Raw genomic sequence first — 26,725 nt, forward strand, 5'->3', positions numbered from 1 at the left:
GGAGGTTGGCCGCGGACGGGACGTGGCAGGCATTGCTCACCGAGGCGCTGGATCTGGCTGAGGAGCTCGGCCTGATCAACCACGACGACGATGACGATGACAGCGAAGCTGACACCGGCAGCGCAGCCAACGCTGGCGCTGGCGCCAACAGCAACGCCGACACCGACACCGACACCGGCACCGGCACCGGCACCGGCACCGGCACCGGCACCGGCACCGGCCGCAGCGCAGCCGGCGGCACCGCCGTCGAGAGCAACGCCGATACCGGTAACAGCGCAGCTGGCACTGGCATCGATGCCCACGCCGGTAGTGCGGCCGACACTGACACCAACGCCGAGAGCGGCGCCGACACTGACACGGAGAGCGACACCGGCGCCGGCAACAGTGCGGCCAGCGCTGACACCAACGCCGAGAGCGACGCCGACACTGACACGGAGAGCGACACCGGCGCCGGCAACAGCGCGGCCAGCGCTGACACCAACGCCGACACCAACAACAGTGCGGTCGATGCAGACGCCGACACCGAGGCCGAGTCCGAGGCCGAGGCCGATAGTGGCGCTATCAGTGCCGGTGCGAGCCGGGTCGGAGACGGTCAGAGATGTACCCGCGATAGTGATTCCGGCGAATCCAATTTCAACGCGGCCGAATCGGCTGCGGCCGCCGAACCGCCCGATGGCATTGCGCCGGAACCGGAGTCGGACCGCGAGGCGGAACGGGAGCCGGAACGGGAGCCGGAGCTCGATCGGGAGGCGGAACGGGAGCCGGAGCCCGGTCGCAAGCCGGAACCTGAGCCCGAGCCAGAGGCAGTGTCAGAACCTGACGTCGACTCGGAGACGGACACGTCTGCCCATGCCGAGCCCGACCCACCCAACCCCGATCCCCACCCGCACGAACCCGGCACTCCACCACCATCCCCGCCGCTACCGCCGCGGTTCTGCCTGCGCTCATTCCTCGCCCGCGGCGGCCGACGCAAGGCCGGCTACGTCCCCGAATTCGGGACGCTACCCCCGGCGCAGCCGTGCACCACACCACCACCCCGAGCCCAACGCCGCCACCCGAACCCACCGCCCGGAACCACGGGGCAGGGGTCGCCAACCGGGCCGACGCAGGCCGCCACACAAGACTCCGGACACGACACCGACACCACCGCCGGGGATACCACCGTCGAGTCGGGCACCCCGACGACCACACCCGCCCCGACCAGCGTCGGCATCATGATCGGCGCGATCACCGCCGCCATTGAGGCCGACCCGACCCTGGCCCGACCGCAGTACCCCGACGGCCACGGCGGCCTCACCACCCCACCCGACGGCGCATTGACCTACCGCCCCGACGCAGCCACCACCGCACTTGTCCGCGCCCGCGATGGTCACTGCCGATTCCCTGGATGCACCCGCCCGGCATCACAATGCCAACTCGACCACATCATCGAATACTGGCTCTACAACCCGGCTTCCGGCGGCTGGACCATCGTCACCAACCTGCAATGCCTGTGCCAGTTTCATCACCAACTCAAGACGCTCGGCTTCTGGCGGGTGATAGCCCTGCCCGGCCACGCCCTGCTCTGGACCTCGAGCGCCGGCACCACCGCCGTGACCCTCCCGGCAGGCGCCCACGGCAGCAACACCATCGCCACACCCGCCCCGCACATCGTCGGCCGCCGCGGCTACACCCCGCCGCCGAAGCCGTCGATACCCCCGGAACCACCACCGTTCTGAGCGCACCCGTCCCCGCGGCAGCCAGTGGCGACCACGGGGACGAGCGGCGATCGGGTTCGAGCCCGGCTACTGGCCCAGCATCGACTTCATCTGGTCGATCTCGGCCTCCTGGCCCGCGATGATCTTCTGCGCGAGCTCCTGGACCTGCTCGCTCTGTCCGTCACTCAGGATCGCGGACGAGGAATCCACCGCGCCCTGATGGTGGGCGATCATCATCTCCAGCCACGCCCGGTCGAAATCGGCTCCCGATGCCTGCTCGAGCTGCGTCATCTGCTCGGCGGTCATCATCCCGTCGCCGTCGCCGTGGCCCATGTCGGCGTGGCTCATGTCGGCCGCCATCGTCGGCACGCCCCACTCGGTGAGCCACCCGGTCATCTGCGCGATCTCGGGGTCCTGTGCGGCCTTGATCTGGCCGGCCAACGCGAGAAGGTCGGCATTGTCGGTGCGGCCCTCGGCGAGGGCCGCCATCTCCACGGCCTGCTGGTGGTGCGGAATCATCATCTGCACCCACGCGACGTCGGCGTCGTTGTGGGTGGCGGCGGACTCGGACGGCGCCGAACTCGAGGTCATGGACGTCCCGCCCATCGAATCCATCGAATGGCCGGGTTCGGAATCGTCGTTCGAGCAGCCCGCGATCAGGACGGCGGCGGCAGCGGCGGCGACGAGGCTTGCGGTCTTGGTACGTGTATTCATTGTTCTTCCTTGGTCTTTCGAGTGATCAGGAGCGGAACTGCGTCGAGCGCGACGCAGTGGCCCTGTCAGACCCGCAGAAGGCACAAAGTGGCAAGTCGATTCGAGGTGGACGCGACAAAAGGCGGCCCGCGACCGGTGCGTGCGACGGCGGCCCGGCCGCGCTGCACCCGGGTCCCCGCTCCCGATGGGAGGCCGAGGGAGATCAGCGACATCACCAGCAGCACCACCGAGAGCAGGATCGCAACGCACGCGTTGAGCAGGTGGTGGCCGCCAGTGTGGTCGGCGGGCTGCGGGTCGGCGGGCACGGCTGAAGGGGCCGACGCCCGAGGAGTCGACGTCCGCTGATCCGGCACGGGGTGGGCAGACGCCGCTTCAGGCATGGCCCCGTGCGCCATGCTCGGGGTATCCACCTTCTGAGTGTCCATCGCGGGCGCGCTCAAGGCCAGGGCGCTCGTCGCGACCTGCGGACCGTGCGCCGCGACTCCGGGCTGTACCGCGGCGGCGACGTGATGCATCGCCAGCAGCCCGAACACCACGGCGCCGACCAGGAGCGCGCACGACAGTGTCACGCGCTTCGGGGCAGGGCGGAGCCGATCCATGGTTCCAAACATACCCTGCGGGGGTCAGGTAGTGAGCGCCAGCGGCCACCGGGCGGGGGCGGGACCGAAGGCATCGCGCGCGTTGTTGATCACGCCCTTGCCGATCACCCGGTTGCCCGTGCCGCCGATCGCCGCGCCGATGCCCGCGGGCACCAGCTTGCCCAGGATCAGCGCGCTCCGCCGGGCCGCATACTTCGTGACGAACTTGCGGATCAGCTTCTGATTCATCCCCGACATGGTCTGGGCGGGGAGGCGATTGGTGATGAGCGAACCCCAGTTCTTCGTGGTCGCGCCGACCGCCTTCTCCACGATCTCCATGCCGGATGCGCCCAGCGCCACCGCGAGCACCAGGGCCCGGCGCTGCTCGTGCTGCTGGACCGAGATGCCGTGCACCGAGGCGATCGCCAGCGTCAACAACGCGGAGGCCTCCAGGAAGAACACCGACTCGGCGCCGACCGCCGCAATCGAGCCGACCGTACCGATGCCGGGCACCGCCGCGGCGGCACCGACGGCGCCGCCGCTGCCGGTCACCGCGGTGAGGAACATCCGCTCCATCCGCTCGACGATTTGCTGAGGACTCTCGTCGGGATGGGCGCGGCGGACACGGTCCACATACTTCGCGACCGCGGGTCCCTGCAGCTTGGCGCCGTTGTCGAGCAGCGACACGATGACCTGCTCGATCCGTCCCAGCTTCTCCGCCATGGTCTTCCCCTTCGTCACGGCCAGCACCGTCCGCGGCCGAACTCTCTACCAACGGCCCGCATCGTCATGTTTGTTCCGGGCCCGAGCACGCCATCCCTGGATGCGACGCAGATCACTGCCTACGCTGAGTTCATGACCGGGCACTCGGAGGGTAGACGGGCACCGCCCGCGCAGGCCCTGCGCCCATACGTCGCCCCCTATGAGGGGTACCGACTGGCGGGATTCGAGCCCGGCTCGCACCTGGGCCTGCCGTCGCCGTACCTGACGCTGATCGTCGCGCTCGACGCCCCGCTCGAGCTCGCCCGGATGTCCGATCCGCGGCAGCAGCCCGGCGCCTGGGGCGCCCTCGCCAGCGGCCTGACCACCGCCCCGGTGACAATTCGGCACGACGGCAATCAGCACGGTGTCCAGCTCGCGCTCACCCCGGCCGGATCCAGGGCCCTGCTGGGCGTGCCCGCGGCCGCGCTCGGTGCCTGGGTCGTCGACCTGGGGGATCTGCTCGGCGCCGACGCCACCGAGCTGAGCGACCGGATAGCGGCCGAGTCCTCCTGGGACGCCAGGTTCGCGGTCCTCGATGACGTGCTCTCCAGGCGCCTCGCGGTCGCCGAGATCGACCCGCACCTCGCGCACGCCTGGCGGTTGTTGACGTCCGCGGACGGCGTCGTCCGGGTCGGACAGGTGGCCCGCGAGATCGGTTGGAGCAGAAGGCACCTGGTCGGCCGGTTTACCGCAGAGTTCGGGGTCAGCCCGAAGGATGCGGCCAAGCTCGCGCGTTTCCATCGCTCGCACCAACTGTTGCGTGCCCAGCCGTCCATCTCGCTCGCCGACGCCGCGGCGTTGTGCGGCTTTTACGACCAGGCCCACCTGGCACGAGACTGGCGGGACATCGCCGGGATCCCGCCCTCGCGCTGGCGTGCCGAGGAGTTGTTCTCATTCATCCAAGCGGACCAGCCGTCCGAGGGAGCAGTGTCGAGGGCATGAGCGCACAGACAGCCAATGCGACCACCATCTGGCCCACCCTCAGTTACGCGAATGCGCGCGTGGCCATCAAGTTTCTCGTGGACGCCTTCGGATTCATCGAGACCGCCGTCTATGGCGAGGGCGAGCAGGTCGATCACGCCCAACTCGACTGGCCGACCGGTGGCGGCGTCATGCTCGGCTCGCCGCGCGCGGACTCCGCGGTGGGGGACCTGCCGGTCGGGGTTGGCTCGGTGTACATCGTCGTCGACGACCCGGATGCGCTGTTCCGTCGTGCGGTGGACGCAGGCGCCACCATCAGCAAGGGGATGACCGACGAGGACTACGGCTCGCGCGGGTTCACCTGCCGCGACCCCGAGGGCGTGTACTGGAGCTTCGGCACTTACAGCGGCGAGTCACCCAAGACCCAGTGATCGGCGGGCACCACCTCGTCGGGCTTTGGCGGATGCGGCGGCGTACCGTCGCCGAACGGCCTGCCGCCCAAGGCTTCCCGGCCATGTGGCTCGAGCCAGTTCGACAGGTCCGGGCCGTTCGGGATGATCTGCGTCGGGTTCACATCGGAGTGCACCACGTAGTAGTGCTCTTTGATCTGCGCGAAGTCGATGGTGTCACCGAAGCCGGGAGTCTGGAACAGATCCCGCGCGTAGTCCCACAGCACGTGCATCTCGGTGAGCTTGCTGCGGTTGCACTTGAAGTGCCCGTGGTACACCGGATCGAACCGGACCAGGGTGGTGAACAGGCGGACATCCGCCTCGGTGATGGTGTCGCCCACCAGGAATCGTTGTGTCGCGAGTCGGTGGGTCAGCCAGTCCAACCGCGCGAAGAGCCGGTCGTAGGCCTCGTCGTAGGACTCCTGGGAGCCGGCGAACCCGCACCGGTACACGCCGTTGTTGACGTCCGTGAACACCAGCTCGGCGACCTCGTCGATCTGCGGTCGCAGCGCCTCCGGGTACAGGTCGGGGGCACCCTCGCGGTGGAACTGCTTCCACTCGGTGGAGAGGTCGAGGGTGATCTGCGGATAGTTGTTGGTCACCACCCGGCCGGTGGGGATGTCGACGATGGCGGGCACCGTGATCCCGCGCGGATAGTCGGGGAAGCGGGCGAAGTATGCGTCCTGCAGGCGCGGGATCGTCAGCACCGGGTCAACCCCGCCGGGATCGAGGTCGAAAGTCCAGCTCCGCTGGTCGTGGGTCGGCCCGCAGACGCCCATCGACAGGACGTCCTCGAGGCCGAGCAGGCGCCGCACGATGATCGCCCGGTTCGCCCACGGGCAGGCGCGCGCGACCACGAGTCGATACCGCCCCGGCTCGACCGGGTAGCCGTCGCGTCCGTCCGCGGTGATCCGCGTCTCGATGTAGCGGGTGTCGCGGGTGAACCCCTGACCCGCTTCGACGTACGAGCCGGTGATGCTGTTCTCGTCGGTCATGGGTTCACACGCTACTGCCGGTCAGCGCGGCCACGGTGTGGATTCCCAGCTCCTCGTAGCCGAGCGACGCGGCCAGTCGGCGCGAGGCCGTGTTCCCGGGGTGGCTGCGCCACTGCGGGATCAGGCCGCCGTCGATGGCGTCGTTGGTGGTAAGCCGGGCCACCACGGCGCCGTGTCCGCGCCTGCGGTGCTCCGGCGCGGTGAGGACGGCCATCTGGGCCAGGATGCCCTGCCATTCCGAGTACCCGGACGAGGACAGAGGCGTCCCGGCGTCGTCGACGAGGGTGAACCAGTTCCGCCTGTCGGTGAGGTCGGCCTCCGCCACGTCGTCGGGCGGGCAGGCCGACTGCAGGGCGAGCACGTGCTCGAGGTCGTGTGAGATCAGCGGATCCTCGCGGCCGATCTCGGTGCCCACGTCGGCGGCGAAGGACAGCAGTCTCGGGCCGGAACACGTGCCGCCGTGGTCCTTTGTGATGGCGAGCATCGCCGCCCCGCCGGACAGCTCGTCGTCGCTGTAGCCCTCAGCCCGTTCGATCGCCCATTGGGGACCCACCAGCGCGCTCGCCCCGGCCAGCCGAAGGAACCGGACCCGGTCGGCGGTCTGGTCCACCCGCACGTGCCGGGTGCCAGGGCCGGCCAGCCCACTGTCGGGCAGACCCAGCTCCCGGGACCAGGCCAGCGCGATGATGTCGATCTGATGGGCATCCACCCCGGCCACGGTATCGGTCCGCGCGTTCGGCGCCCATGCGGGCGGCCGGGAGAAGGCCGTTGCAGCGGCCAACTCCGCGCCGTATATTCCATCTGGACTAATTGGTGCGGAGTATGTGGGGTGAGCATGGCGACTGCAGCGTTGACGCCGCTCGCGATCACCGTGCTCGCGCTGCTCAACGAGCGGCCGATGCATCCCTACGAAATGCACCAGCTGCTGCTCCAGCGTCACGTCGACCGCGTCGTCAAGGTTCGGCCCGGCTCGCTGTACCACGCCGTCGCGCGGCTCGAGCGGGCCGAGTTGATCGCGGTTCGTGGCACCGAGCGGGAGGGCAATCGTCCGGAACGCACCACCTACGACGTCACCGCCGCCGGCCGGATCGCGCTCGAGGCTCGGATCGCGGAGTTGCTCGGCGCCCCGGTTCGCGAATACCCGCAGTTCCCGCTTGCGCTGGCCGAGGCGCACAACCTCCCGGCCGCCGACGTCTGCCGGTTGCTCCGGGACCGGATCGCGGCGGTCGAGGCGGACCTGGACGAACTCGACACAGTGCGTGCCATGCACACCGCGGCGGACCGCCCGCGCGTCTTCTGGTTCGGGCTCGACTACCAGCGGGCGCTCGCCGCCACCGAGCTGGACTGGATGACCGCATTGGTGGCGGAGATCGAGTCCGGCGAACTGCCCTGGCTCACGCCAGAACTCATCAGAGAACGACTCAGCCAACCGGCAAGGGGATGACCGTGACCGAGTTCAACCAGAACTCCGAGATCAAACAATGGCCGGCGCTGTGGGCGCTGTGCCTGGGCTTCTTCATGATCCTGGTGGACTCCACCATCGTCGCGGTGGCGAATCCCGCGATCATGGAGGACCTGCACACCGACATCAACAGCGTGGTCTGGGTGACCAGCGCGTACCTCCTGGCCTATGCGGTCCCGCTGCTCATCACGGGCAGGCTCGGCGACCGGTTCGGTCCCAAGAACCTCTACCTGCTCGGACTGACCCTTTTTACCGCCTCCTCACTCTGGTGCGGTGTGTCCGGCAACGTCGAGATGCTGATCGTCGCGCGGGTGTTCCAGGGCTTCGGCGCCGCGCTGATGACCCCGCAGACGATGGCCGTGATCACCCGGATCTTCCCGCCGGACAAGCGCGGCACGGCGATGGGCCTGTGGGGTGCGGTAGCGGGTGTGGCCACTCTCGTCGGCCCGCTCGCGGGCGGCGTGCTGGTGGACAGCCTCGGCTGGCAGTGGATCTTCATCGTCAACGTGCCGGTCGGCGTGATCGCCTTTCTCGCCGCAGTGAAGTTCGTGCCGTCGCTCGAGACGCATCAGCACCGCTTCGACATCCCCGGTGTGATCCTGAGCGCCGCAGGCATGTTCTTCCTGGTCTTCGGCCTGCAGGAGGGCAACACCTACGACTGGTCCGCGCTGGTGTGGATGTCGATCGTCGGCGGCCTCATCCTGCTCGCGGCCTTCATCTGGTACCAGTCGTGGAACAAGAACGAGCCGCTGCTGCCGCTGGGGCTGTTCAAGGACCGCAACTTCTCGCTGGCGAACATCGCGATCACCTCGATGGGCTTCTCGATCACCGCGCTGGTGCTGCCGCTGATGTTCTACGCACAGGAGGTCCGCGGGCTCTCGCCGACCGGTTCGGCGCTGCTGATGGTGCCGATGGCGGTGCTCACCGGCGTGCTGGCGCCGAACGTCGGCAAGCTGGTGGATCGGATGCACCCCCGCTACATCGCCGCGCCCGGCTTCCTGATGCTCTCGATCTCGCTCGGCTGGCTCGCGTTGGTGATGAAGCCGGCCGTCGCGATCTGGGAGCTGCTGCTCCCCATTGCTCTGATGGGCGTCGCGAACGCCTTCATCTGGTCGCCGCTGGCGGCAACGGCCACCCGCAATCTGCCGATGAACGCGGCGGGCGCAGGATCCGGCGTCTACAACACCACTCGCCAGGTCGGTGCGGTGCTCGGCAGTGCGGGCATCGGGGCCCTGATCACCTCACGGCTGTCCGCCAACGGCGTGCCGGCCGAGGGTGGACCAGAAGCGGGCGGCACGCTGCCGAGCTTCATCGTCGACGGGTTCAGCACCTCGATGGCGCAGGCCGTGCTGCTGCCCGCGGGTGTGCTGCTGATCGGTTTCGTTGCCTCGCTGTGCTTCTCGCGTCCCGTCCGGGCCACCGACGAGCGCCCGGCGGACACAGCCGAGGAACAGCGGCAACCTATGGCAGGCTGACGCCATGACCGAGCCCGCGAAGCCGACCAGACTCGAGCGCCTCACCACCGACGGCGGCGCGGAGATCGCCGTGCTGACGTTCGCGCACGGACCGCTGAACCTGTTCGACCAGGCCATGTTCGACGCGATCACCGCCGACGTGGACGCACTCAGCGCGGACCCGCCGCGCGCGGTGCTGCTGCGCGCCGAGGGCAAGGTCGTCTCCGGCGGCGTCGACGTGCACGTCTTCGAGGGGCGCAGTGCCGAGCAGGGCGCCGACCTGTGGCGGACCCTGTTCGCCGAGATCATCCACCAGATCGAGGCGCTGCCCTGCCCGGTCGTCTACGCAGCGCACGGGCTGACGCTCACCGCGGCCTTCGAGATCGCGCTGGCTTGCGACATCATCCTCGCCGCGCCAAGGGCCAAGTTCGGGCTGGTCGAGACGGTCGTCGGCCTGACGCCGTCGATGGGCGGGCCGCAGCGGCTCGCCGAGCGCGCGGGCTCCGGCCGCGCCAGGGAACTGGTGATGACCGGCGACCTGTACGACGCCGCGACGATGGCGTCCTGGGGCGTGGTCAACGCGGTGCACGACGACGTGGACGCCGCCGCGCGGTCCCTGGTCGCCCGGCTCGCCGACGGCCCGACCCGCGCGCACCACGCCACCAAGCAGATCATCGAGGCCTGGCGGTCCGGCGGTGTCGCGCACGCGGACTCGATCACCCCCGAGGTGTCGGCTGCGTTGTTCGACACCGACGACCTCAAGGGCGCGGTCCGTAGCTTCCTCGACGTCGGACCGGGCAAGGCCACGTACACCGGACGCTGAGCCGGAGCCGCCTCGCAGTTGCGCTGCAACGGCTAGCGTGAGCGGCATGTCTGATGAAGTGCTGCTCGAACGCCGCGGCCGAATCCTGGTCATCACCATCAACCGTCCCGAGGCGCGCAACGCGATCAACGCCGCGGTCAGCAACGGCCTCGCCGCCGCCGTGGACGAACTCGACGCCGACGCGGACCTCTCGCTCGCCGTCCTGACCGGTGCGGGCGGCAACTTCTGCGCGGGGATGGACCTCAAGGCCTTCGTCGCGGGGGAGAACGTGATCGCCCCCGGCAAGGGTCTCGGATTCACCGAGGCGCCGCCGCGCAAGCCGATCATCTCCGCCGTCGAGGGATACGCGCTCGCGGGCGGCACCGAGCTGGTGCTGGCGACGGACCTGGTGGTCGCCTCCTCCGAGGCCCGGTTCGGCATCCCCGAGGTCAAGCGGGGACTGGTCGCGGCCGGCGGTGGGCTGCTCCGGCTGCCGAAGCGGATCCCGTACCAGAAGGCGCTCGAATTGGCGCTCACCGGAGACAGTTTCACCGCCGAGGAGGCGCACGGCTACGGCTTCGTCAATCGGCTGACCGAGCCAGGCAAGGCCCTCGACGGCGCGCTGGAGCTGGCCGAGCGGATCACCGCCAATGGCCCGCTCGCCGTCGCCGCCACCAAGGAGGTGATCGTCAAGTCGTCCGGCTGGACCGACGACGAGGCGTTCACCCGGCAGCTGGAGCTGATGGGTCCGGTGTTCGCCTCGGAGGACGCGCAGGAGGGCGCGATCGCGTTCGCGCAGAAGCGCGCCCCGGTCTGGAAGGGCCGCTAGCAGTGCGCGGCCGTCGGGTGGCCGCGCTGTCAGCCCTCGCGCTGGTGGCCGGGCTGCTCGGCGGCTGCGCTGCGCGGGAACAGGATTCGACGCGGGAGCCGGCCGAGGTCGCGGCCGACGGCTACGTCTACGGTTACGCGCCGATCGCGTTGGCCCGGACCCGGGCCAACATGATCTGTCTGCTTCCGGTCAACCAGCTCTACAGTCAGGCCGCGATGTCGGGACCGGAGACCCGGGTGGTCGTCGCCCCGAACGCGGACACCCTGTATTCGATTGCGTGGCTGGACCTCCGGGCCGGACCGGTGCTGCTGACCCACCCCGCGATGGGGGAGCGGTACTTCGATTTCCAACTTCTCGACATGTACACCAACGTGTTCGACACCATCGGTACCCGGCAGACCGGGCAGGCGGCCGGATCGCACGCGATCGTGCCGCCGGGGTGGCGGGGCGAGACGCCCGCAGGCGCCGTGGTGATCGAGTCGCCGACCTGGGACGCCTGGATGATCGGGCGCACGCTGGTCGAGTCCGACGCGGACCTGGCCGCGGCGCGCGCCGCCCAGCAGCAGTACCGGATGACGGTCCTCGAGTCCCCGGTCCCGGACGCGCCGCCGTCGTTGCCGCCGACCGACTGCGGCAACAACCCGGCGCCGCAGGCGATCGCCGCGGCGGGCCCACCGTTCTTCGACGAGCTGTCCGCGATCCTGGCGGCGAACCCGCCGCCCGCGGAGGACGCACCGATGCTCGAGCAGCTCGCGACCCTCGGGGTGGCCCCCGGCGCGACGCCGAGCCGGGGCGAACCCGAGGACGTCGCGGCCCTGGCCGCGGGAGTGGTCCGTGGGGACAAGCAGATCGTCGGGCTCGCGCACACCTCGTTCGGCGGCGGGGCCTGGAGCTCGCTGCAGGACGCGGGCCGGTACGGCACCGACTACCTGCATCGCGCCGGGGTCGCGAAGATCGGGCTCGGGGCGAACGTGCCCGAGGAGTCGATGTACTACGTGGCCAGGACCGATGCAGGTGGCGCCGAGCTGCGAGGGCGCAGCGCTGATGACGCCCCGCAGCGCGCCGCGAGTGGCTACCGGCTGCACTTCCCGGCGGGCGGGCTGCCGCCGATCGACGAGCGCGGCTTCTGGTCCGTCACCATGTACGGCCCGGACATGTTCTTCGTGGCGAACCCGTTGGGCCGCTACGCGATCGGTGATCGCACCCCCGGCCTGGTGCGCGGCGACGACGGCTCGCTCGACCTGTGGATCGGCGCGCAGCCACCCGCGTCCGGGACCTCCAACTGGTTGCCGGCGCCGCCCGGCGAGTTCGTCATCATGCTGCGTTCCTACCTGCCGACCGACCAGGCCTGGACCCCACCGGTCCCGGAGCGATTGCGCTGACGCGGGATACTGGGCACCTGACGATCTCAGGAGGACTCCGTGTCGACCCCGCTCGCCGAGCTGCACATGCACATCGAGGGATCCCTCGAACCCGAGCTGATCTTCGCGCTCGCCGAGCGCAACAAGGTGGAGCTGCCCTACCGGGACCTCGATGACCTGCGCGGACGCTACGAGTTCAGCGATCTGCAGTCGTTCCTGGACCTCTACTTCGCGAACATGGCCGTGCTCAGGACCGAGCAGGACTTCGCCGACCTCGCGCGTGCGTATTTCGCGCGCGCGGCGGCAGGTGGCGTGCGGCACGCCGAGATCTTCTTCAACCCGCAGGCGCACACCGTCCGCGGGGTGCCGCTGCGCGCGGTGCTGGACGGCCTGGCCGACGCCGTTCGCGGCAGTGAGGCCGAGTTCGGGGTGTCCAGCGACCTGATCGCGGCGGTGCTGCGGGACCGGCCGGTGCCCGAGGCCGAGGCGATGCTGGACGAGGTGCTCCGCCTGGACGTCCCGGTCCTTGGCCTCGGCCTGGACTCCGCGGAGGTCGGCTACCCGCCGTCGCTGTTCGTGGACGTGTTCGCGCGGGCACGGGCGAACGGGCTGCACACGGTGGCGCACGCGGGCGAGGAGGGTCCGCCCGACTACGTATGGCAGGCCCTGGATCTGCTCGAGGTGGAGCGGATCGACCACGGCGTGCGGTGCCTGGAGGATCCGGCGCTGGTCGCGAGGCTCGTCGACGAGCAGATCCCGCTCACCGTCTGCCCGCTGTCGAACGTGCGGCTGCGCGTCGTCGACACCCTGGCCGAGCATCCGCTGCGCCGCATGCTCGAGGCCGGCCTGCTGGTGACGGTGAACTCCGACGACCCCGCCTACTTCGGCGGGTACCTCGATGACAACTTCGCCCGGCTGCAGGCGGAGCTCGGGCTCACCGAACAGGAGCGGGAAACCCTGGCCCGCAACTCCATCCGGGCCTCGTTCGCCTCCCCGGAACGCAAGGCGCAGCTCGCTGCCTGTGAGTGATTTGTACCCCAACCGGGGTACGAATCACTCACAGGCGCGAAGCGCCTAACCCAGTACCTGGCGGAGGTACGCGTTGTCGAACACGCGGGTGGGGTCGTACTTGTCCCGCACCGCACAGAACTCGTCGAAGTGCGCGTAGGTCGGGCGCAGGTCCGCCGCGGTGCGCGAGTGCAGCTTGCCCCAGTGCGGCCGTCCGTCGACGGCCCGGGTGATCGACTCCACCGCGTCGAAGTACTCGCCGTGATCGCGACGGTGGTACTGGTGCACGGCCACGTAGGCGGTGTCGCGGCCGTTCGCGGTCGAGAGCCAGACATCATCGGCGGCGGCGAAGCGAACCTCGACGGGGAACGCCACCCGGGTGTCGGACTTCGTCAGCCAGCCGTCGATCTCGCTGAGCGTCTCGCCCAGCGCCTCGACCGGTATCGCGTACTCCATCTCGCGGAACTTCACCCGGCGGGGGGAGGCGAACACCTCGTAGCTGCGGTCGGTGAAATCGCGCGCCGAGAGCACCCTCGAGGTGAAGTTGTTGATCTGCGGGATCGCCGTCGGGAACCGGGTGGCGACGCGGTTGATGCCCTCGAACAGGGTGTTGGAGAGCAATTCGTCGTCGATGTATCCGCGGATCTTGCTGACGGGCGTGAGCGGCGTGTCCGCGGACAGGCGGGTGTTGCGCTTGGTCAGCACCCGGTCGGTGTGGGGGAACCAGTAGAACTCGAAGTGGTCGACGCTTGTGGCAAGCTCGCCGACCCGCTCCATGGTCTCGCTCAGCAGTCCGGGGGCCTCGACGGCGCGCATGGCGTAGGCGGGCTCGCACAGCAGCGTCATCGTCGCGATGACGCCGAGCGCGCCGAGTCCGAGCCGGGCCGCGTTGAAGAGTTCCGTGTTCTCCTCGCCGGAGCAGTTCACCACGGCGCCGTCGGCGAGCACGATCTGTAGCCCGCGCACCTGGGTGGCCAGGCCGCCGAAGCGGGACCCGGTGCCATGGGTGCCGGTCGAGATCGCGCCGGCGATGGACTGCGCGTCGATGTCTCCGAGATTCGTCATCGCGAGACCGAGTTCCCACAATGCGGGATTGAGTTCGCTCAGTCGGGTGCCCGCGCGAACCGTCACGAGGGCACCCGACGGTTCCACCGGGACCACGGATTCGATGCCCGTAAGGTTGTCCAGGCTGATCAGTACGCCGTCGGTGACGGCGACGGGGGTGAAGGAATGTCCGGCGCCAACACACTTGACGTGCAGGCCTTCCGCCGCGGCGCGGGTGATCTCGTCACTGAGTTCCGCGACGGTCGCGGGCGCGGCGAGGCGAGTGGGCCGTGCGGTGGCGCAGCCGGCCCAGTTCTGCCAGAAATGTGATTCCATTCACTCATAATCTACTGGACGTTCGTCCAGGTCAACACCTGACACGGATCGGGCTCCGGCGTTCTAGGATCGGCAGATGCTGAATCGGCTTCCTGCGGATGAACGTCGCGCCCAACTCGTCGAGTCGGCGATGGGGATTGCGGAGCGCACCGGGATCAACTCCGTCACTATCCGCGCCGTCGCCGAGGAGGCGGGGGTGTCGCTCGGGGTGGTCCATTACTGCTTCGAGAACAAGGAGGCGCTTGTCGCCGCGATGGGGGAGGCCCTCGTCCTCCAGCTGAGCGGTGCCCTGCGGTACGCATTCGGCACCGCGCAGGGTGATGGCGACCAGAGCGGACTGCGTGGCCTGCGTGAGGTGCTGCACAGCGGCCTGTCCAACATGTGGCCGATCATCGAGGTGACGCCGAACCGGCAGTTGCTCACCTACGAGATCACCGCGTACGGGCTTCGGCAGCAGGCCGCGGGTGCCGAACTGGCCGGCTCCATCGCCGCCATGCAGTACCGGACGATGGATCTCGAGGCGATCGCGTTTCTCGAGGAGACGGCCCGGTATACGGGCACCACGTGGACCGAGCCGGTCGCGCACATCGCCCGTTTCTGCCTCGCGGTGATCGACGGCATCGTGTTGCGCTGGCTGGTCGACCGCGACGGTGAACTGGTGATCGCCCAGCTCGACGACCTGGTGCAGATGATCGCCGTGAAGGCCGTCGAGGCGAAGCCCGAAGAGGCATAACCTGGACAGTCGTCCAGGTCGGTGGTTGACTCTGACCCCATGACCTCGACTCGCGATCGGCTGGACTCCTACGCCATGACCCCCACCCGCGAACGCCTGGACGCCGCGACCCGCGAGCTCGACCCGCCGCTGGCCGCGGTGGACCTCGGGACGCTGCGCACCAATGCCGCGGACCTGGTCCGGCGCGCGGGGGGCACCCCGGTGCGGGTGGCCAGCAAATCGGTTCGCTGCCGGGCGGTGCTCGAGGAAACGCTGGGATCCGGGCTCACCGAGCAGGGCGGATTCCGCGGCATCATGTCCTATTCGCTGCGTGAGGCGATCTGGTTGGTGCGGCTCGGCGCGCGCGACGTGCTGATGGGGTACCCGACCGTCGACCGGGGCGCGCTCGCCGAGCTCGCCTCCGACCCGCTGCTGCTCGAATCGATCACGCTGATGGTCGACAACCCGGCTCAGCTCGACGTGGTGCACGACGCGGCAGGCAGCACCTCGGTGCCCGCCCGGGTGTGCCTCGACATCGACGCCTCGCTGCGGGTGGGGCCGCTGCACCTCGGCGTCCGCCGGTCGCCGCTACGCACCCCCGACGAGGCCGCGGCCGTCGCCCGTGAGGCCAAGCGTCGCGGGTTCGCGGTGGTGGGGGTGATGTTCTACGAGGCGCAGATCGCCGGTCTGCAGGACACCAGCGCGCCGATCCGGCTGATCAAGCGCGCCTCCGCGGCCGAACTCGCGACCCGACGCTCGGCGGTCGTGGACGCGGTGACCGCCACCGTCGGGAAGCTGCAGATCGTCAACAGCGGCGGCACCGGCTCCCTCGAGGTCAGCTCCGCAGACGGTTCGGTCACCGAGGTGACCGCAGGCTCCGGCCTGTACGTGCCGACGCTCTTCGACCGGTACCACTCGTTCACCCCCCGCCCGTCGCTGTACTTCGCGCTGTCCGCGGTCCGCAAGCCGACGCCCCGCATCGCGACGCTGTTCGGTGGCGGCTACATAGCGTCCGGGCCGGCGGGCGCCTCGCGGGTGCCGACCCCGGTGTGGCCCGCAGGCCTGGGGCTCACGCGCAACGAGGGGGCGGGCGAGGTGCAGACGCCTGTGGCCGGTGACCCGGCCGCAGCCCTGCGGATCGGGGACCGGGTGTGGTTCCGGCATGCCAAGGCAGGCGAGCTGTGCGAACGGTTCAACGAGCTGCACCTGGTCGACGCCGACGGCACCCGCACCACGGTGCCGACCTACCGCGGCGAGGGGCACTGCTTCGGCTAGGCGTGTGTTCGCATGAACGCGCCCAGCTCGGCCAGGCCGGCAGGGGTCGCGGGCAGGTAACGCGTCAGAGCGGGGGACCGCACGATCACCGCGCGCCACTTCCCCCGCGACACCGCGACGTTCAGTCGGTTCCTGGACAGGAGGAAGCCCATGCCGCGGGGCACCTCGTCGATCGACGACGCGGTCATCGACATCAGCACCACCGCAGCCTCCCGACCCTGGAACTTGTCGACGGTGCCGACGAGGACCCTCCCCAGGCCGGCCTCGGCGAGGTGCCGACGCAGCAGCCCGACCTGGGCGTTGTAGGGCGCCACCACGAGAATGTCCTCCTCGCCGAGCGGGCGGGCCTGCTCGCAGGCAGCGGGCGTCCACGGGGTGCCGATCAGCGACCGCACCTCGGTGGTGATCGCCTCGGCCTCCTCGACCGACTCCGTCGAACTGCCGTGGTGGTCCACGTAGAGCGCCGCCACGCCGGGTTCGACGCCCGCCAGCGACCGGGCGGCGGTGACGGACTCCTGCGAGCGCAGCAGGCCGTCGTAGGAGAGCACCGACACCGCCTCGCACACCGCCGGATGCATCCGCCACGTCCGGTCGAGGAAGTAGCCGAGTTCGGGCGGCAGCGCGCCGTGGCCGTCGGCCAGCCAGCCGAGCGCCGAGGTGTCCACCGGCTCGGGGTGGGTGCCCTGACTGACCTGCGGGAGCTGCTGCGGGTCGCCGAGCAGCAGCAGGTTGCGGGCCGAGATCCCCACCGCGACGGTGTTCGCCAGCGAGAACTGGCCTGCCTCGTCGACCACGAGTAGGTCAAGGCTGTCGGCAGGCACCCGGTCGGTGTGCGCGAGATCCCATGCGGTGCCGCCGATCACGCAGCCGGTCTGCTCGTTCTCGGCAAGGAAGCCGGCGAGGCCGTCGGCCTCGAGTTTCGTCCAGGCCGGGTCGTCGGACAGGCTCGAGGCTGCGCCTTTGGATCGCTCCGCAGGCTCCGCTCCGGCCTTCTTCGCCACCCGTTCGCCCGGGACACCCGTGCGGACGACCGCGTCGAGCATGTTCTCGACCACCGAATGCGACTGGGCGACAACGCCGACCCGCCAGCCGTGCTGGTTCACCAGCTCGGCCACCACCGCCGCGCCGGTGTGGGTCTTACCGGTCCCCGGCGGTCCCTGCACCGCCAGGTAGGAGTTGTCGAGGTCCAGCAGTGCGGCGGTGATCGCGGCCGCCCGATTCTCCTGGACCGGGATCGGCAACGGATTGCCCGACCGGGTCCGGGGCGGGGTCCGGCGCAGCACGTCGACCGCCGCGGTGGCCGGCATCGCGGGCAAGCCCGCCGCCATCGCGGCGGCCTGTTCGGCGATCGAGGCCTCGATTCGGTTGGTGCGGATCGGGGGGCCGGGCGTCACCGCGATCGGCAGTGCCAGGTGCTCCTCGGCGCCTCGGCGCAACACCTCCTCGACGACCACCACGTCGCGCGCCTCGCCGCCGATCACCTCTTCCCCGGTCGAGATCACCTTCGCGCCCACCGCCCCGCGGGTGCCGGGATCCTCGGCGCCGACCCCTGTCCCCTTGTCGTACAGGAGGTGGACATCGCCGGAGCGGGCGGTGGACCCGGTGCCCCAGCTGCCGACCAGTCGCAGCCGTCGGCGCAGGTTCTGCCGCGCGGTCTTGCGGTGCCAGTCCTCGAGTACCTCGACGGACTCGGCGACCAGGACGTCGGCGGTGTCCGCCCACTCGTCCTCGTCCAGCACGAGCCGGTCGAAGTGCGCCCACCAGAACGGTTTCCGTTCGCGTCGGTGGTAGCCGACCGCGGCGGCCATCAGTGCAGCCGCCTGTTGGTCGTCGGTTCGCAGGCCCGGCAGTGCGTCGCCGACGTACGCGCGCAGCGCCTGCTCGGACGGATCGGGTTCCTCGACCACCGATACCGCGGTCTGTTGGGGGTGCGGCGACACCCCGTGCTCGGCGGCGATGCCCAGCAGCCAGTCCCGTAGTCGATGTGTGGACACGCAGTCGTACTCGTTGTAGTCGGCGATGTCGTTGAGCAGCGACTCGGCCTCCGCATCCCGTCCCGCGTCGCGCAGCTCGCAGTAGTCGGCGTACGCGACGATCGAGGCGGCCGCATCGGTGACGTCGCCGCCGCGCAGCTGATCGCCCATGTACAGCGGTTCGAGCTTCTTGATCGAGTACGAGCGGGCCCCGACCCGGACCGCGGCACGGACCGCTGGGTACAGGTCCACCAGGACGTTCTCCCGAAGCAGGGCGTCCACGGACTCTTCGCCGACGCCGTACCGGCCGGCCAGGCGCAGCAGGGCGGTCTTCTCGTACGCCGCGTAGTGGTAAACGTGCATGTCCGGGAAGCGTTTCCGGCGCTCCGCAACGTAATCGAGGAAGTCGAGCAGGGCTCGGCGTTCCTGGGCGCGGTCGTGCGCCCAGAACGGGACGAACGCGCCGGTGTCCGCCTCGATCACCCCGAAGAGGTACTCGAGTCCCCATTCGGGGGAGCCGTTCTCGGCCCACAGCGGGTCGCCCTCGAAGTCGAAGAAGATGTCGCCCTGGTCGGGGGCCGGGATCGAGGCGAGCGACTCCGCGCCGTCGATCACCTCGAAGACCGGTGCGCCACACCGCTCCTGGCGGACCTGCGCGGCGGCCTGGCCCTGGAGTGATTCGAAGATGCGCTTGCTCATCCCGTCGACCGGGGCAGCGGCCGTGGCGAGCGCGTCCAAGTCGACGATGCCGCCGCGAATCAGCCGGTCCCGCTGCGAGGCCCGCATCCCGGCGACCAGCAGCAGATCTCGGGTCCGCGTCACCTCCGGACCGCAGTGCTCGCAGCGGCCGCAGGCGTTGTGGCGCGGGTCGCCCCACTGCGCGGGCGCACCCTCGCGGCGGTGCTCGTCGAGCACCCGCAGCAACTCGTCGCGTCGCTGCCGGTACACCGGTGCGATGTCCTCCAGCGAGTACGAGGCCTCGCTGTCGTCGCCGAGGATGAGCGTTGCGTGTGGGGCCGTCGCGATCCCGTCGGCCGTCAGGGCATCGGCGTAGGCCGCGAGCTGCAACAGCGCAGGTACCCGGGCGTGGCGGGAGAGCTTGGTGTCGAACACCGCGTACCGGTCGTCCTCGCGCACCAGGAAGTCGCAGAAGCCGAGGAACCGGCCGTCGAAGAAGGTGCCCTGGTAGATCACATCCGCACCGGCCCGGGCCGCGTCCACCGTCGCGCGGTTCGCCGCGGTCAGCGCATCCCAGTCGTGGCGGGGGCGCTCGATCCGCACCACGCCGTCGCCGAACCGTTCGACGTACCGGTCGAGGTGCCTGCGCTCGTGTGCGTCGCCGAGATGCGAGGTCCGCGTCAGCATCGGGTCCGGTTGCTCCGGCCCGACCGACTCGATCAGGCCGAGCTTCGCGTCGAGTCGGCGCAGCAGTGCGTACTCGCACTCCGCGGCCTGGGACAGGTCACTGGCGCTGTAGATCAACACGTCGTCGAGGAGGAACACGGGGACGACTATCGCAGACGGCCCCGACACGTCGCGGTGGGCCGCGCGGACGCGCCCTGACCTGGAATCGGTTTCGTCGAGAGCACAAGGGTGCCTCCGTGTTTGTCAATGCGCGGAGTTATTCGAGCGCGCGTCGCTGACAATGATTTCGTGAATCCTGGAGAGAATCGTTCTCGGCCTTCTCGCGCGAAAGCCGTGATTCTGCTGCATGATTGTCGGGCGCGCGAAAGGGCGCAATTCATCTACAGAGGGGATTCGATTGTGAGGCGATTGTTCGGCACAATAGTGGCTACCGCTGGTATCGCTCTGGCAGGCGTGGCATTCGCGCCTGCGGCTTCGGCGTATCCGGTCGGTCCCTACGGTGTTGAGGGTCCGTGCGCCGGGAAGACCCCGGATCAGTGCCCGATGAGTCCGTCTGAGGATGGTTTGACGTGGGCGTTCCACGGCAGTGCCTTCAATTACGACAAGACGGGCGCTTTCGTGTGCGGTTCGACCGCCGTCTATTGTGAGCCGCTGATGGCTCTGGTCCGCGCATTGCCGCCGACCCCCGTCGGCGATGCGGTTCAAGCGCTGAGCTGACCACCTCTTGCGATGCGCGGCCCTGTACCGGGCGGCGTCATCGCAGTTTCGTAGCCCTGTACACAGTGGCCGACGGGGCGGCCGCCACTATGTAGGAGGCTAAATTGAAACGCTGGACGATGATCGTTGCGCTCGCCGGTGCACTGGCAACCGGCGCGGCGTGTTCGAGTAACACATCTTCTGACACCTCCACCACAACGACCCCGGTGACAACGACGACCACGGTCAGCAGCGCTCCCGCGCCTGCGCCTAATCCCGTTGGGCCGACCGATAATTCGGGTGCGCCGTTGAACAACCAGCAGGACAATGTCCCGGCACCGAACCCGGTACCAACCAACCAGGGCCAAGTGGGCGCGGACGGTTCGACGGGGAACAACCTGTCGGCGGAATATTGCGCCCAGAACCAGGATCCCGGTTGCCCGATCGGCAGCTACGTCGGACCCAATGCCATTGCGAACCCCAACGGCGATCCCGGCTACGTTCCGTGTGAGGGAACGATCTGCACCAACCCGAATTCCGGTGCCGGGACCAACCCCAGTGAGAACGGCGGCGACCAGGGGTCCGATCAGGGCCCGGTCGCCGGCGCTCCCTGTGAGGGTGACGGAACGTGGGTCCACGCCGAGGGCGGGAACGCCGCGCACTACGGCACCGAGTGGCTCTGCCGACACTGAGTCGATCGGACTGGTCGGCCGGTCAGCTTCGGTCCTGCACCGGGTAGATCGGTGAGCCCCGGTCGGCGCGTTCGGCGGTCGGCGACCTGAACCTGGATGCGGTTCAGGTCGCCGGCCACCGCCGAAACACCGACTAGCCGCGGCCGCCGCAGGCCGCGGACACGCCGGCCAGGGCCTGCGCGGACGCCAATACGGCGTCGAGTGTCGTGTCGTCGATCGGGTCCGGGCCGGCCGGATGATGGATGCCGAGCACCGTCACCGCCCGACCGTCGGCGGGGGAGAGGGTCAGTCGGGCACCGTGCTCGAACGCGGGTGCCGGCTCCGGCAGCGCGACGCCTGCCGTGTGTAGCGCCCGCAGCGTCGCATCCCACCCGGCCGGCCCGAGTGCCACGATCACCCGGACCCAGCGGCGCACGTCGGCGAACTCCCGGTCCAGCCACGACGCGTCGCCGACGGCCGAGACGATCCGGGTTCCGAACAGGCGCTGGCGGGACTCGCGCAGCCCCGTCGGCCGGGAGGCGACACCGATGTGGTGCAGCGACCGGGCGATCCGGTCCTCCGCGGCTGCGTCGGGTGCCGGGTCCACTATCAGCAGTTTGGGCAGGGTGTCGCCATACCCGGGCACAATCGTCGACATGAGTCCCATTGAACCCGATCCGGCGCTGGTCGATGCGGTCCGCGGGGCCCGCCGGGTGGTGGTGTTCTCCGGGGCCGGCATGTCCGCGGAGTCCGGTGTGCCGACGTTCCGCGACGCGCTCTCGGGGCTGTGGGAACGATTCGACCCGGCCGAGTTGGCCACCCCGCAGGCATGGGAGCGCGATCGTGAGCTCGTGTGGGCCTGGTACGAGTGGCGCCGCGCGCTCGTGCAGCGGGTGCAGCCGAACGCCGGCCACCGGGCCGTGGCGGACTGGGCGCGGTGCGCCGAACTGTCCGTGATCACCCAGAATGTCGACGACCTGCACGAGCGGGCGGGCGCGACCGTCGCCGCGCACCTGCACGGCAGCCTGTTCGCGCCGCGGTGCAGCGCGTGCGGGGCGCAGGCACAGGTCGACGTCCATCCGGATCGCGAACCGGTGGAACGTCTCTCGCCACCCCTGTGTGCCGACTGCGGGGCGCCCGTGCGGCCGGGCGTGGTGTGGTTCGGGGAGGAGTTGCCGCAGGCAGCCTGGAGTATCGCTCAGGACGCGGTGGACCGGTGCGATCTGATGGTGGTCGTCGGCACCTCGGGGGTCGTCTACCCGGCCGCGGAGCTTCCGGTGCGGGCGGCCGCGTCGGGTGCGACGGTGGTCGAGATCAACCCGGAGCCAACCGATCTGACCTCCGTGGTGACGCATTCCTGGCGGGCCACCGCGGCGCTGGCGCTGCCTGCGCTGGTGGCGAGTTGCCGCACCGGGGGCTGAACCGCCCGCCGCGGGAGGTCAGAAGGTTCGCAACGCGTCGCGGCTCAGCTGGTAGCCGCGCCCGGAAACATGGTTGGCGCAGAGTAATCCGGCCTCGGTGCTCAGACATCCGATGTCGCCCATCCGGATGCTGCTGCCGTAGGGCAGCACCTTGCTGCCGCGGGTGACCAGCGGCCGGGGCAGGCAGACACCCGCGCCGACGCCCTCCCCGGTGAGCATCGCGTAGTCCGGGAACCACTGGCACGGCTCCTTGACGTCGGCGGGTTTGGTTGCGGCCGGGTACGTGTGGTCGGTGACCTCGCACAGCAGCACCGTCGGCTCCTTCGGCGTCGAGCAGCGGATGTTGCCGCTGGGCGTGGTGAAGTGGAATCCGATGGTCGGCGCGGCCGGGGAGGACTCGGTCTCCTTGGCGTCGTGATAGGTCTCGGGGTCGACCGCGGACCCGGTCGCGATCCGGGCGAGGTCGGCGGAGCCGCCCGAGTTCGGTGGCTGCGTCGGTGCGGGATTCGCGGCGGTGGCGGGGGCGCCCCAGTCCTTGTCGGCGACCGGGGTTCCCTCGATTCCCGCGCCGCCACAACCGCTGATCGCCACGCCGATGGACGCGGCGCCGAGGGCACGGACGAGGGCGGGGGTACATGCGAGGAACCGGCGCGGCATCGGACGACTATCTCAGATCGTCGGTGCGGCGGGGCGGTGCGTGGGCGGCACAATGGGCCGATGCCGTTCTTCATTGGGGTAAGTGGGCAGGTTCACTACCGACATTGGCCCGTGCCGGATCCCGTTGCGGTGATGGTGTTCCTGCACGGGATGGGCCAGCACAGCGGGCAGTATCACCGGTTCGGGCGGGCGCTGGGGGCCGCACGGATCGAGGTGTGGGCCCTCGACCACGTCGGCCACGGGTTGACGGAGGGCGAGCTCGGTGTTCCGGGACCGGTGCCCGGGCTCGGCGAGAACGCGCTGCGGCTGGCCGCGATCGCCGAGGAGCAGCGGCCGGGACTGCCCCTCGTGCTGATGGGCCACTCGCTTGGCGCCGCCGCCGCGCTCGCCGCACTCGAGGTGGAACCGGGGAGGTTCAGCGCGGTCGTGCTGTGCGGACTGCCGCGCGCGGCCGCCGCGGCGACGCCGGGCTCCGCGCGGTTGCCGATCCTGGCCGTGCACGGCGTGGACGACAGGCGAGCCCCGATCGACGCGGTTCGGGCATGGGCAGAATCATCACCCACCGTCGTGCTGCGCGAGTACCCCGACGCAGGTCACGATCTGCTGCACGAACCGGTGCAGCGTGTGGTGACCTCCGACGTCGCGGCCTTCGTACTGGGTACGGTTCAGGAATGACGCCCGATCAACACCTCGAGATCCTGCGGACCGAGGGGCTGCGGCTCGCCGCGATGCCAGCCGAGGCACTCGACGCGCAGGTCCCCACTGTGCCGGGCTGGACGCTGGAACGGGTGGTGCGTCACACCGGGCGGGTGCACCGATGGGTGCAGGCAACTCTCGCGGCGGGCCCGGGCGCCGGGCTGGAGGAGACCGAGCAGCCGGAGTCGCTGCCCCGCGGCCCGGACTGCCTGCCCGCGTACCGCGAGGCCCTCGAGCAGCTGCTGGCCGAGATCCACACGCACGACTTCGGCCGCGGCGCACCGACGTTCGCCGGTCCCGGCACCGTCGGGTTCTGGGCGCGTCGGCAGGCACACGAGGTGGCGGTACACCGGATGGACGCGGCGGACGCGTTGCACGCCGCGGGTGGCCCTGCGCCTGCGGACATCTCCGCGGAGTCGGCCGCGGACGGGGTCGACGAGTGGGCCAGGCTGATGCTGGTCCGCGCCCTGCCCGCCGACCGTATCCCGCAGGAGTTGCACGGCAGGACGGTGCACCTGCACGGCACCGACACCGAGGATGCCGAATGGCTGCTGCGGTTCGGGCCCGAGGGGGTCGAGGTCGAGGCCGGGCACGGGAAGGGCGACGTCGCGGTCCGTGGCACCGCACAGGAATTGCTGCTGACGATGTGGCGTCGTCGTCCGCTGGCGGCGCTCGAGGTGTTCGGCGACGTCACCGTGGCGCAGCGGTTGGTGGACGCGGCCCGGATCTAGGCGATCGGGTCGCCGACATCACCGCGGAGCTGCGCGCGGATCTGCCGGCGACCTTCTGAGCGCCGATCAGGTCATGATGATCGCGTCGGTGGATCCGAAGGCGAGGGCGAGGTTGTTGAAGAACGTCGTCACCGGGTCGTACACGAGCACGTCCTGCGGGCTGAGCATCTGGCTTTCCTCCTCATTGCCGAATGGGTCGTCCCCCCCGACCGGAGGGACGACCCATTCACTCATGCGTGGGGACCGCTCAGGAGTAGATCGCCTCGATCGCGGTGGCGAATTCCTGGTGGATGATGTTGCGCTTGAGCTTGAGGGTGGGGGTCAGCTCGCCGGTCTCGACGGTGAAGTCCACATCGAGGATGCGGTACTTCTTGATCTGCTCCGGGTTGGAGACCTTCTTGTTGCCCTCGGCGACGGCGGCGTCGATCTCGGCGACCAGGTCGGCGTGCTTGACGACCTCCGAGATCGGGGTGTTGGCGGCGATGCCGTTGCGCTCGAGCCAACCGGGCAGGGCCTCCGGGTCGATGGTGATGAGGGCGCCGATGAACGGCTTCGCGTCACCGACCACCAGACACTGGCTGATCAGGGCGTGGGCGCGCAGCGCATCCTCGAGCACGGCCGGGGCGACGTTCTTGCCGCCGGCGGTCACGATGATCTCCTTCTTCCGACCCGTGATCGAGACGAAGCCCTCCGCGTCGATGGAGCCCAGGTCGCCGGTGTGGAACCAGCCGTCGCGGATGGAATCCGCGGTGGCCGCATCGTTGTGCCAGTAGCCGCCGAACACGACCGGGCCCTTGACCAGCAGCTCGCCGTCCTCGGCGATCTTCGCGGCGTGACCGTTGATCGGCTTGCCGACGGAACCGATCCGCTGCGCGTCGGTGGTGTTCACGGTGATCGCGGCGCTGGTCTCGGTGAGCCCGTAGCCCTCGTAGATCGGCAGTCCGATGCCACGGAAGAAGTGGCCGAGACGCGCGCCGAGCGCCGCGCCGCCCGACACCGCGCGGTCACACTCGCCGCCGAGGGCCGCCCGCAGCTTGCCGTACACGAGCTTGTCGAAGAGGGCGTGCTTGAGCTTGAGTCCCAGGCCCGCGCCGCCAGTGTCCTGCGCCTCGCTCCAGGCGATCGCGGTGTCGGCGGCCTTCGCGAAGATGTTGCCCTTGCCGCCGTCCTCGGCCTTCTGCTTGGCCGAGTTGTACACCTTCTCGAACACGCGCGGCACCGACAGGATGAAGTTCGGCTTGAACGTCGCAAACTGCTCGAGCAGGGTGGTGAGGTCGGCGGTGTGGCCGACGGTCACCTTGTTGTCGAAGGCACCGAAGGAGATGGCTCGCGCGAACACGTGTGCCAGCGGCAGGAACATCAGGGTGCTGCGGCCCTCGTACATCGCGTCGCTCAGTGCGATCTTGACGGCCTTGGACTCGGCGTAGAAGTTCGAGTGGGTGAGCTGGACGCCCTTGGGGCGGCCGGTGGTGCCCGAGGTGTAGATGAGGGTGGCGGCGGAGGAGGCGCCCACCTGCCCGCGGCGCTCGTGCAGTTCCTCGTCGGTGATGGCCGAGCCGCGGGCGGTGAGCTCGTCGAGCGCGCCCGCCTCGATCTGCAGCATCTCCCTCAGTGCGGGAGCGGCCTCGGCGACGTCCTTGACGGTGGCCGCGTGCTTGGCGGTCTCGACGACCAGCAGTGCGGTCTCGGAGTCCTCGAGGATCCACTGCGCCTGGTCGGCCGAGGAGGTCTCGTAGATGGCGACGGTGCAGCCGCCCGCGGTCCAGATGGCGTAGTCCAGCACGACCCACTCGTAGCGGGTTGCGGACAGGATGGCGACGCGGTCGCCGAGTCCGATGCCGGAGGCCATCAGGCCCTTGGCGACGGACTTGACCTGCGCGGCGAACTCGGCGGCGGTGACGTTGACCCAGGCGCCGTTGACCAGTCGCTTGAAGGGCACGTGCTGGGGGCATTCCTTCTCGAACCGGAACACCGTATCGGCCATGGAGATGTCTTCCGGGATGGAAAACGACGCCGGAACTTCGAACTCTCGCACTGTGACCCCTCCAGGTACTGCTGACGTGTGGAGTGTGCATTGGATCACATCTGGGATCGATGCGCACTCCCAAGAGTGTCC

General features: G+C 69.8%; 24 protein-coding genes and 1 pseudogene. 15 read left to right on the plus strand and 10 right to left on the minus strand.

What is annotated here, in order from left to right; all coding sequences use genetic code 11:
* A pseudogene (locus tag ACFXMV_RS22425) lies at positions 1–1,718 on the plus strand (hypothetical protein); the annotation flags it as partial.
* Between the two features lie 66 nt (positions 1,719–1,784).
* On the opposite strand, the gene ACFXMV_RS22430 reads toward ACFXMV_RS22425, so the two are convergent.
* The 3 genes from ACFXMV_RS22430 to ACFXMV_RS22440 form a co-directional block, all read right to left on the minus strand.
* Positions 1,785–2,411 (minus strand): DUF305 domain-containing protein, encoded by a 627-nt coding sequence (locus tag ACFXMV_RS22430; RefSeq protein ID WP_378498636.1) that lies wholly within the window; start codon positions 2,409–2,411, stop codon positions 1,785–1,787.
* A 65-nt stretch (positions 2,412–2,476) separates the two neighbouring features.
* Positions 2,477–3,010 carry a hypothetical protein gene (locus ACFXMV_RS22435; protein WP_378498637.1) on the minus strand — a complete coding sequence of 178 codons (534 nt, stop codon included), beginning with the start codon at positions 3,008–3,010 and terminating at the stop codon, positions 2,477–2,479.
* A gap of 24 nt (positions 3,011–3,034) precedes the next feature.
* Positions 3,035–3,712 carry a hypothetical protein gene (locus ACFXMV_RS22440; protein WP_378503209.1) on the minus strand — a complete coding sequence of 226 codons (678 nt, stop codon included), beginning with the start codon at positions 3,710–3,712 and terminating at the stop codon, positions 3,035–3,037.
* A 132-nt stretch (positions 3,713–3,844) separates the two neighbouring features.
* On the opposite strand from ACFXMV_RS22440, the gene ACFXMV_RS22445 reads away from it, so the two are divergent.
* The gene (locus ACFXMV_RS22445; RefSeq protein ID WP_378498638.1) at positions 3,845–4,693 is read left to right on the plus strand and encodes a helix-turn-helix domain-containing protein; all 849 of its coding nucleotides are present in this window, start codon (positions 3,845–3,847) and stop codon (positions 4,691–4,693) included.
* Positions 4,690–5,103, plus strand: coding sequence for a VOC family protein (locus ACFXMV_RS22450; protein WP_378498639.1), 414 nt, complete (start codon positions 4,690–4,692; stop codon positions 5,101–5,103). The genes ACFXMV_RS22445 and ACFXMV_RS22450 overlap by 4 nt, the downstream gene beginning before the upstream one ends.
* Here the strand turns inward: ACFXMV_RS22450 and ACFXMV_RS22455 are convergent.
* Positions 5,073–6,116, minus strand: a complete 1,044-nt coding sequence (locus ACFXMV_RS22455) for a glutathione S-transferase family protein (protein ID WP_378498640.1) — start codon at positions 6,114–6,116, stop codon at positions 5,073–5,075. The two genes, ACFXMV_RS22450 and ACFXMV_RS22455, sit on opposite strands and share 31 nt — an antisense overlap.
* A 4-nt stretch (positions 6,117–6,120) precedes the next feature.
* A complete protein-coding gene (locus ACFXMV_RS22460; RefSeq protein ID WP_378498641.1) occupies positions 6,121–6,825 on the minus strand; it encodes a GNAT family N-acetyltransferase in 705 nt (234 codons plus the stop codon).
* 126 nt (positions 6,826–6,951) lie between these two features.
* Here ACFXMV_RS22460 and ACFXMV_RS22465 point away from each other — a divergent pair, with 126 nt between their 5' ends.
* From ACFXMV_RS22465 to ACFXMV_RS22490, 6 genes are read left to right on the plus strand one after another with little or no spacing between them, the layout of a single operon-like run.
* Complete coding sequence (locus tag ACFXMV_RS22465) at positions 6,952–7,560, plus strand: PadR family transcriptional regulator (protein WP_378498652.1); 609 nt, start codon at positions 6,952–6,954, stop codon at positions 7,558–7,560.
* Complete coding sequence (locus tag ACFXMV_RS22470; RefSeq protein ID WP_378498642.1) at positions 7,557–9,053, plus strand: MFS transporter; 1,497 nt, start codon at positions 7,557–7,559, stop codon at positions 9,051–9,053. The genes ACFXMV_RS22465 and ACFXMV_RS22470 overlap by 4 nt, the downstream gene beginning before the upstream one ends.
* A 4-nt stretch (positions 9,054–9,057) precedes the next feature.
* Positions 9,058–9,855, plus strand: a complete 798-nt coding sequence (locus tag ACFXMV_RS22475) for an enoyl-CoA hydratase/isomerase family protein (RefSeq protein WP_378498643.1) — start codon at positions 9,058–9,060, stop codon at positions 9,853–9,855.
* Between the two features lie 46 nt (positions 9,856–9,901).
* Positions 9,902–10,663, plus strand: a complete 762-nt coding sequence (locus ACFXMV_RS22480) for a crotonase/enoyl-CoA hydratase family protein (RefSeq protein ID WP_378498644.1) — start codon at positions 9,902–9,904, stop codon at positions 10,661–10,663.
* 2 nt (positions 10,664–10,665) lie between these two features.
* On the plus strand, positions 10,666–12,045 hold the full coding sequence (locus tag ACFXMV_RS22485) for a DUF1254 domain-containing protein (protein WP_378503190.1): 1,380 nt from the start codon (positions 10,666–10,668) through the stop codon (positions 12,043–12,045).
* A gap of 39 nt (positions 12,046–12,084) precedes the next feature.
* Positions 12,085–13,053, plus strand: coding sequence for an adenosine deaminase (locus tag ACFXMV_RS22490; protein ID WP_378498646.1), 969 nt, complete (start codon positions 12,085–12,087; stop codon positions 13,051–13,053).
* A gap of 45 nt (positions 13,054–13,098) precedes the next feature.
* Here ACFXMV_RS22490 and ACFXMV_RS22495 read toward each other — a convergent pair whose 3' ends face one another.
* Positions 13,099–14,412: a D-arabinono-1,4-lactone oxidase gene (locus ACFXMV_RS22495; RefSeq protein WP_378498647.1), complete on the minus strand. Its 1,314-nt coding sequence runs from the start codon at positions 14,410–14,412 to the stop codon at positions 13,099–13,101.
* Between the two features lie 76 nt (positions 14,413–14,488).
* On the opposite strand from ACFXMV_RS22495, the gene ACFXMV_RS22500 reads away from it, so the two are divergent.
* Together ACFXMV_RS22500 and ACFXMV_RS22505 are read left to right on the plus strand one after the other, a co-directional pair.
* A complete protein-coding gene (locus tag ACFXMV_RS22500; RefSeq protein WP_378498648.1) occupies positions 14,489–15,145 on the plus strand; it encodes a TetR/AcrR family transcriptional regulator in 657 nt (218 codons plus the stop codon).
* 75 nt (positions 15,146–15,220) lie between these two features.
* A complete protein-coding gene (locus ACFXMV_RS22505) occupies positions 15,221–16,399 on the plus strand; it encodes an amino acid deaminase/aldolase (RefSeq protein WP_378498653.1) in 1,179 nt (392 codons plus the stop codon).
* On the opposite strand, the gene ACFXMV_RS22510 is transcribed toward ACFXMV_RS22505, so the two are convergent.
* Positions 16,396–19,875: a TM0106 family RecB-like putative nuclease gene (locus ACFXMV_RS22510; protein WP_378503189.1), complete on the minus strand. Its 3,480-nt coding sequence runs from the start codon at positions 19,873–19,875 to the stop codon at positions 16,396–16,398. The two genes, ACFXMV_RS22505 and ACFXMV_RS22510, sit on opposite strands and share 4 nt — an antisense overlap.
* Before the next feature lie 785 nt (positions 19,876–20,660).
* Here ACFXMV_RS22510 and ACFXMV_RS22515 point away from each other — a divergent pair.
* On the plus strand, positions 20,661–21,125 hold the full coding sequence (locus tag ACFXMV_RS22515; protein ID WP_378503188.1) for a hypothetical protein: 465 nt from the start codon (positions 20,661–20,663) through the stop codon (positions 21,123–21,125).
* Between the two features lie 133 nt (positions 21,126–21,258).
* On the opposite strand, the gene ACFXMV_RS22520 is transcribed toward ACFXMV_RS22515, so the two are convergent.
* Positions 21,259–21,762, minus strand: a complete 504-nt coding sequence (locus ACFXMV_RS22520; RefSeq protein ID WP_378503187.1) for a hypothetical protein — start codon at positions 21,760–21,762, stop codon at positions 21,259–21,261.
* Between ACFXMV_RS22520 and ACFXMV_RS22525 the strand changes: the two genes are divergently transcribed.
* On the plus strand, positions 21,761–22,525 hold the full coding sequence (locus ACFXMV_RS22525) for an NAD-dependent deacetylase (protein WP_378502198.1): 765 nt from the start codon (positions 21,761–21,763) through the stop codon (positions 22,523–22,525). The genes ACFXMV_RS22520 and ACFXMV_RS22525 overlap by 2 nt on opposite strands.
* Before the next feature lie 18 nt (positions 22,526–22,543).
* Here ACFXMV_RS22525 and ACFXMV_RS22530 read toward each other — a convergent pair whose 3' ends face one another.
* Positions 22,544–23,182: a hypothetical protein gene (locus tag ACFXMV_RS22530; protein ID WP_378502197.1), complete on the minus strand. Its 639-nt coding sequence runs from the start codon at positions 23,180–23,182 to the stop codon at positions 22,544–22,546.
* 60 nt (positions 23,183–23,242) lie between these two features.
* On the opposite strand from ACFXMV_RS22530, the gene ACFXMV_RS22535 reads away from it, so the two are divergent.
* Positions 23,243–23,857 (plus strand): alpha/beta hydrolase, encoded by a 615-nt coding sequence (locus tag ACFXMV_RS22535; RefSeq protein WP_378503186.1) that lies wholly within the window; start codon positions 23,243–23,245, stop codon positions 23,855–23,857.
* Positions 23,854–24,609 carry a maleylpyruvate isomerase N-terminal domain-containing protein gene (locus ACFXMV_RS22540; protein ID WP_378503185.1) on the plus strand — a complete coding sequence of 252 codons (756 nt, stop codon included), beginning with the start codon at positions 23,854–23,856 and terminating at the stop codon, positions 24,607–24,609. The genes ACFXMV_RS22535 and ACFXMV_RS22540 overlap by 4 nt, the downstream gene beginning before the upstream one ends.
* 247 nt (positions 24,610–24,856) lie before the next feature.
* Here ACFXMV_RS22540 and ACFXMV_RS22545 read toward each other — a convergent pair whose 3' ends face one another.
* Positions 24,857–26,644 (minus strand): AMP-dependent synthetase/ligase, encoded by a 1,788-nt coding sequence (locus ACFXMV_RS22545; protein WP_378503184.1) that lies wholly within the window; start codon positions 26,642–26,644, stop codon positions 24,857–24,859.
* Positions 26,645–26,725 lie beyond the last annotated feature (81 nt).

The organism is Rhodococcus sp. NPDC059179, from assembly GCF_042754885.1.
Lineage (GTDB): Bacteria > Actinomycetota > Actinomycetes > Mycobacteriales > Mycobacteriaceae > Rhodococcus_G.